Below are 6,185 nucleotides of genomic sequence, written 5' to 3'. Positions count from 1 at the left end.
CCGCTGGGCCGCCATCGACCAGATGAGCCGCCGCATCGCCCGCGGCCGCCCCGCCACCCGCACCGGACCAAGGCCCCTGGAATACACCCGGTAGACCTCAACGATCAGCTCTAAAACACGCACTGAGGCACCAGGATTTCCATGGGGCCACCGGCCGCGACCGGGTCGCGGCCGTCGACTGCGCGACCGGTCGGAACCCCCAGCGCAGACCACGCGACCACCGCGAAGATCCTCCACAACGCACTGCCACGTGCGCTTCGCCGTGAATTCCCCGCCCTCGACCGGCATCCGCCGCTGACTTCGGTACGGGACACCGACCCAGCCCTCCTCGGAACCGACAACGGCATCCAACCCCGTTCGGCAGAGCACATGTTCACATGGCCTGCCGCGCCGCGACCAATCGAGGTCATTTACACCGACGTTCCCCCCGCGACCCTCAGCGTGCCGAGGTCGAGCCGGACGAGTTCGCCGCGCGACCGCACTCCGAGCTTGGGATACGCCTTGTAGAGGTGGTGCTCGACTGTCCGGCGGCTGAGGAAGAGCCGCGCGGCGATGTCCCGGCTGCTGAAGCCCTCGGCGGCGAGCCTGACGACCTGGAGCTCCTGCGGTGTCAGCAGTTCGGAACCACGGGTCGAGACGGACGGTGCCGACGCCGGCGCGTCGCCGTTCGCGCCCAGCTCGCCGCGGACCCGCTCCACCCACGGGGCGGCCCGGAGCCGGTCGAACACCTCCAACGCCGCACGCAGATGGGCCCGGGCCTCCGTACGCCGCTTGGCGCGTCGCAGCCACTCGCCGTAGACCAGCTCCGTACGGGCCCGCTCGAAGGGGCGTCCGCTCTGCCCGTGAAGTGCCAGCGCATCCGCATAAGACTGCTCCTCGCCGGTGAGCATGCCCTCACAGCGCGACGCGATCGCCCGCGCCCACGGCTGTCCGACGGCCTCGGCCCAGGACCGGAACAAGCGCAGCGGTTCGGCCGCACGTTCCGGGACGCCGAGACGCACGGCCGCCTCGACCTGATCTCCCGTCGAGGCGAGCAGGGCGGTCATGTGGCGTCCGGGCCCCGCCCAGGCCGCCTCCAGCCGGTCGAGCGCCCGCTCGTGGCGGCCCATGCCCAGATCGAGCAGGCTCAGCACGCAACTCGCCGACACACCCGAGTCGACGGTCGGCTCGGCCAGCCCGAAGCACCGGTCGGCGTCGCCCTCGACGGCCGCGATCCTGGCCAGCACGAGTTCGAGCCGCCCGACGCGGCGCCGCAACCCGATATCCCAGGCGATGGCCTCGGCCTCGGCGACGGAGGCCTCCGCGTCGCGGTGCCGTCCCTCCAGCACCTGAGACCGGGCGAGCATCTGTAGCACTTCGGGCAGCGCGCCGATCAGGCCCTCCCGTCGACAGCGTTCCGCCTCCGCCGTGACCAGACTCAGCATCGTCTCGTCGTCGCCCACGAACGCGGCCGCGTACACGCCCGCCATGCCGCCGCCCGCACGCGAGGCGGCCTCTACGAGCAGAGGAACACCCCTCCCATGGTCGCCGTCGACCACGAACGCCATGCCCTGGACGGCCGGATCGAGCGGCAGCAGGGCGGCGGCCTCCCTCACAGAGGCGGCGTCGCCGGAGAACCACGCGTAGGTCGCGGCGGTCCGCGCCATCCCCTCGGCCGTGTCCGGCGGCGCGTCCGGGGCGTGCTCGATCAGGATCCGCGCCGCCGTGACCGGGTCGCCCCGCTCGAACTCGACCGCGGCCCGGACGGGAGCCAGCCAGGCCCGAGCCGCGGGGTCGCCGGTGAGCCGTTCCGCGCGGGAGACCAGGTCACCGGCCTCGTCGACGTCCCCGGACTCCAGCGCGGTGGTGGCGGCGGCGCCGAGGCGGCGCGCCCGGCCGGACGGGTCGGGGGTGAGGTCGGCGGCCTGCCGGTAGAGACCGGCCGCGATGGCCGGGGCGGCCCGCGTCCTGGCCCGTTCGGCGGCCTGTTCGAGCTCCTCGGCGACGGCGGCGTCCGGGCCCGTCGCGGCGGCGGCCCCGTGCCGGGCCCGGCAGTCCGGGTCGGACGAGGCCTCGGCCAGCGCCCGGTGCGCCAGCACCCGCTGGGCCAGCACGCCGCTCTGGTAGGCGGCGGTGCGGATCAGCGGATGCCGGAACGCGATCGCGGTGCCGTCCACCGCGACCAGTCCCGCCTGCTCGGCCGGCTGCAGGTCCTCCAGCCCAACGCCGAGAGAACCCGCCGCGGTCAGGAGGCCGGGGGAGTCACTGCGGCCCTCGGCGGCGATGATCAGCGTCATCAGCCTGGTCCGCTCGGGGAGGGCCGCGATCCGCGCGCGGAAGGCGGCCAGCACCCGGTCGGCGATCGACAGGTGCGGGGCGCCGTTTCCTACGGGATGCCTCCGGGCGTGGCCGAACACCAGGAGCGCGAGCGGATTGCCGTCGGCCTCGTCGATGACGGCGTTCCTGCGTCCCGGAGCCAGGCCGTACCCGGCGAGGAGGCGGGCCGAGGCGTCGCGGTCCAGCCGGGGGAGCCGCCACTCCGGCAGGCCGTGGGCGTCGAACCCCTCGTCGCGGGCGGCGAACACCATGACGACGCCCTCGGCGGCGATGCGTCGGGCGGCGAACAGCAGCGCGTCGGCGGTGACCTGGTCGAGCCACTGGGCGTCGTCGACGAGGCACAGGAGCGGACGCCGGTCCTCGGCCAGGTCTGCGAGCAGCGTGAGGACGGCCAAGCCCGTCGTGTACCGGTCGGCGACACGGGAACCGCCCAGGACGACCGCGCGCAGTACCTCGGCCTGCGGCTCCGGCAGGGTGTCGATGCGGTCCTGCAACGGCCACAGCAACTGCAAAAGGCCGGCGCAGGCCAGGGAGGTCTCGGCCTCGACGCCGCCGACCCGCAGCACGCGCGCGTCCGGGACGGAGGCCAGCTGGTCGAGGAGCGCGGACTTGCCCATCCCGGGTTCGCCGCGCAGGACGAGGGCTCCGCTGCGGCCCTCCCTCGCCTCGGCGACCAGCCGGTCGAGCGCCGCCGACTCCGCGTCCCGGCCGTGGAGCGGGCCGGCCTCCCACATGGGGCGGGGCTCGGTCTCCTGCGTGTGGGACATGGCCTGAACTCCCGAGAATAGGTAACCAACCTCCGAAACTTTACGGATTCGCTCCGTATTCCTTCGCTTCTAGTTTTCGGACTGTGGGGCCGAAAGGCCGACAAGCCCAACAGCGGAGGATCTCGTGGAGAACCTGTTCGAGCAGCTCACCGTGGGAAAGCTCACCCTGCCCAACCGGCTGGTCATGGCGCCGATGACCCGCAGCCGCGCGTCCGGCGGTCTCGTGAACGCGCTCACCGCCGAGTACTACGCGCAACGCGCGGGAGCCGGCCTGATCATCACTGAGGGCACCCAGCCGTCGGTCCTCGGCCAGGGATACACCGACACACCGGGCCTGCACTCGGCCGAGCAGACCGAGGCCTGGCGGCGGGTGACCGACGCCGTGCACGCCGCGGGAGGCAAGATCGTCGTCCAGCTCATGCACAGCGGACGCATCGGACACCCCGCCCTCTACCCGGACGGCGCGCTGCCCGTCGCCCCCTCACCCGTCGCGTCCGGCATGCAGCTGTACACGCTGGACGGGATGCTCGACCACCCCACGCCGCGTGGGATGACCCTCGATGACATCGCCCAGACGGTGCGGGATTTCGCCGACGCGGCACGTAACGCGATCGAAGCGGGCTTCGACGGCGTCGAACTGCACGGCGCCAACGGCTACCTGATCCACCAGTTCCTCGCCGACAACACCAACCTGCGGACCGACGGCTACGGCGGCCCCGTCGAGAACCGCATCAGGTTCGCGGTCGAGACCGTCCAGGCCGTCGTCGACGCGATCGGCCCCGAGAGGGTCGGGATCAGGGTGTCGCCCGGATCCACCTACAACAACATCTCCGAATCCGACCCGGAGACCCTCTACACGGCGCTCGTCCGCGCGCTGGCCCCGTACGGATTGGCCTACCTGCACGTCATGGAAGCCTCCGACCGGCACCTCACCGAGCGGCTCCGCGCCGAGTGGCCCGGCACGCTGATCCTCAATCCGCACCCGGCAGGCCACGAGGGCCCGGCGACCCCCGAAGCGGGCGCGGCGGCACTCCGCGACGGCGTGGCGGACGCGATCAGCCTGGCCCAGCTGTGGCTGGCCAACCCCGACCTACCTGAGCGGATCAAGGCCGACGGCCCCTACAACACCGCTGACCCGTCTACCTTCTACGGCGGAGACCACCGCGGCTACACCGACTATCCGACCCTGTGACGCGACGGGGAGGCGCTCACGGATTTCCCCTGCCCGTACACCGAAAAACCAAAGGCCCAATCCGAATGACCCGGATTGGGCCTTTCCACTGGTGGCCAGGGTCAGGGCGTACGTGGACGTCCGATGAGGTGCGTTGACGTCGCGTGAGCTTCGGCACACGTTCGTCTCGCTGCTCTCGGATTCCGGGGTGCCCCTGGAGAACATCTCCCGGTTGGTCGGCCACAAGGGAACCGCGGTGACCGAGCTGGTCCACCGTCACCAGATCCGGCTGGTGATCGAGGACGGCGCGACGGCCATGGATCGGATCTTCCCCGGCAAGATCGAAGAGGCGTAGTCAGGCAGACAGTCAGGCGAAAAGCCAGAGACCCGGTCCGAAGCAAGCGGATCGGGTCTCTGATCTGGTGGCCAGGGGCGGGGTCGAACCGCCGACCTACCGCTTTTCAGGCGGTCGCTCGTACCAACTGAGCTACCTGGCCGTGCAAGGGAGAGCGGTCCTGACGGGACTTGAACCCGCGACCTCCACCTTGACAGGGTGGCGAGCACTCCAACTGCTCCACAGGACCTTGGTGCTGCTCCCGGTGCTTTGCGCTTTCGCTCCGGGGCAACGACGAAAAGCTTAGGCCATGCGGAGGACTGCTGCCAACTCGGATTCCCCGCAGGGGGGTGAAGGGGGTCTGACCTGGGCGGGAAGGGGAGAAGGTCAGACCCCTCGGGTGCCGTCCAGGAGTTCGCGCATGACGTCGAGGTGGCCGGCGTGGCGGGCGGTCTCCTCGATCAGGTGGAGGAGTACCCAGCGCAGGGAGACCGGGGTGCCGCCGAGGACGGGCAGAGCGGTCGGAGTGTCCAGGGACAGGCCCTCCACCGCCTTGCGGGAGCGCGCGCACTGCTCCTCGTACTCGGCCAGGAGTTCGGCGAGGGTCCGGTCGCCCACGGCGAACTCGGGATCGGGGGCGTCGCCCTTCCTGAGGGGCGAGATGTCGGGGTGGCCGAGCAGGCGGTGCTCGAACCAGATGAACTCCACCCAGCGCAGATGGTTGATCAGGCCGGCCATGCTCATCGAAGGGGAGGACGGCAGGGCGCGCCGGTGCGCCTGCTCCTCGGTGAGTCCATCGCATTTCACCGCGGGAGTGGCGCGGTACCAGTCGAGGAACGTGGCCAGGAGAGTCTGCTCGTCGCCTGAGGGGGGCGGGATCTCTCTGCTCATGCCTGGAACCTAATGATCCCCGGCAGCGGAAGTAAAGGCCTCGAGAACGTCGGGAGTGAAAAGTACGAAACTCACTTCGGCTACTTTTGTGGGGGTGTTCTTCACGGTCTCCACGGCGATTTCGGCGGCGCTCCGCACAGGCCAGCCGAAGATTCCCGCCGAAATGGCGGGAAAGGCCACGGTCCGCGCCCCCAACTCGTCGGCGACGCCCAGGGATTCGCGGTAGCAGGAGGCCAGCAGGGCGGAGCGGTCCTCGGTCGGCGACCAGACCGGGCCCACGGTGTGGATGACCCACCGGGCGGGCAGGCGGCCCGCCGTGGTCGCCACGGCCCGTCCGGTGGGAAGGCCCTTCCCGTAGTGCGAGGCGCGCAGTTCCCGGCAGGCCGAGAGGATCTCGGGGCCGCCCTTGCGGTGGATGGCGCCGTCCACCCCACCCCCTCCGAGCAGGGAGGAGTTCGCGGCGTTGACGACCGCGTCCACCCGGGCCTCGGCGATGTCCCCCAGTGCCAGTGCGAGTCGCATTCTCCTGACCTTTCCCTTGTCGGAACCCGTCTCCGGCGCATTCCTCGGCGGTCGGCCGGTATCGCCTGTGTCCATTGACATATTTTACCGGCGAATATGTCATTAGTATGCGCTGTCCGTTCTCCGGTTCCGGTCGTCGGGCCTGGTGCGGCGGGGGAGGAGGGACGGGGCCTCGAAGCGGACG

The 6,185-nt window shown here is 70.9% G+C and carries 5 protein-coding genes and 2 tRNA genes; 2 read left to right on the top strand and 5 right to left on the bottom strand.

Annotated features, from left to right (window positions below):
• Positions 1–410 precede the first annotated feature (410 nt).
• Positions 411–3,083 carry an AAA family ATPase gene (locus ABGB12_RS26790; RefSeq protein WP_347682226.1) on the bottom strand — a complete coding sequence of 891 codons (2,673 nt, stop codon included), beginning with the start codon at positions 3,081–3,083 and terminating at the stop codon, positions 411–413.
• A gap of 124 nt (positions 3,084–3,207) precedes the next feature.
• Here ABGB12_RS26790 and ABGB12_RS26785 point away from each other — a divergent pair, with 124 nt between their 5' ends.
• Positions 3,208–4,275 carry an alkene reductase gene (locus ABGB12_RS26785; protein WP_347682225.1) on the top strand — a complete coding sequence of 356 codons (1,068 nt, stop codon included), beginning with the start codon at positions 3,208–3,210 and terminating at the stop codon, positions 4,273–4,275.
• Positions 4,276–4,408: 133 nt separating this feature from the next.
• Positions 4,409–4,609: a hypothetical protein gene (locus tag ABGB12_RS26780; RefSeq protein ID WP_347682224.1), complete on the top strand. Its 201-nt coding sequence runs from the start codon at positions 4,409–4,411 to the stop codon at positions 4,607–4,609.
• 65 nt (positions 4,610–4,674) lie between these two features.
• Here ABGB12_RS26780 and ABGB12_RS26775 read toward each other — a convergent pair.
• The 4 genes from ABGB12_RS26775 to ABGB12_RS26760 all read right to left on the bottom strand — a co-directional run bounded on the left by ABGB12_RS26775 (position 4,675) and on the right by ABGB12_RS26760 (position 6,001).
• Positions 4,675–4,751: transfer RNA gene (locus ABGB12_RS26775), tRNA-Phe, on the bottom strand.
• A gap of 13 nt (positions 4,752–4,764) precedes the next feature.
• A tRNA-Asp gene (locus ABGB12_RS26770) sits at positions 4,765–4,838 on the bottom strand.
• A gap of 137 nt (positions 4,839–4,975) precedes the next feature.
• Positions 4,976–5,479, bottom strand: a complete 504-nt coding sequence (locus ABGB12_RS26765) for a DinB family protein (protein ID WP_347682223.1) — start codon at positions 5,477–5,479, stop codon at positions 4,976–4,978.
• A gap of 9 nt (positions 5,480–5,488) precedes the next feature.
• Positions 5,489–6,001: an O-acetyl-ADP-ribose deacetylase gene (locus ABGB12_RS26760; protein WP_347682222.1), complete on the bottom strand. Its 513-nt coding sequence runs from the start codon at positions 5,999–6,001 to the stop codon at positions 5,489–5,491.
• Positions 6,002–6,185 lie beyond the last annotated feature (184 nt).

It is taken from the genome of Actinocorallia sp. B10E7, from assembly GCF_039871655.1.
Classification (GTDB): domain Bacteria; phylum Actinomycetota; class Actinomycetes; order Streptosporangiales; family Streptosporangiaceae; genus Actinocorallia.
Note: the sequence above shows the minus strand (reverse complement) of the source record. Positions and strands in the feature narration are given on the sequence as shown.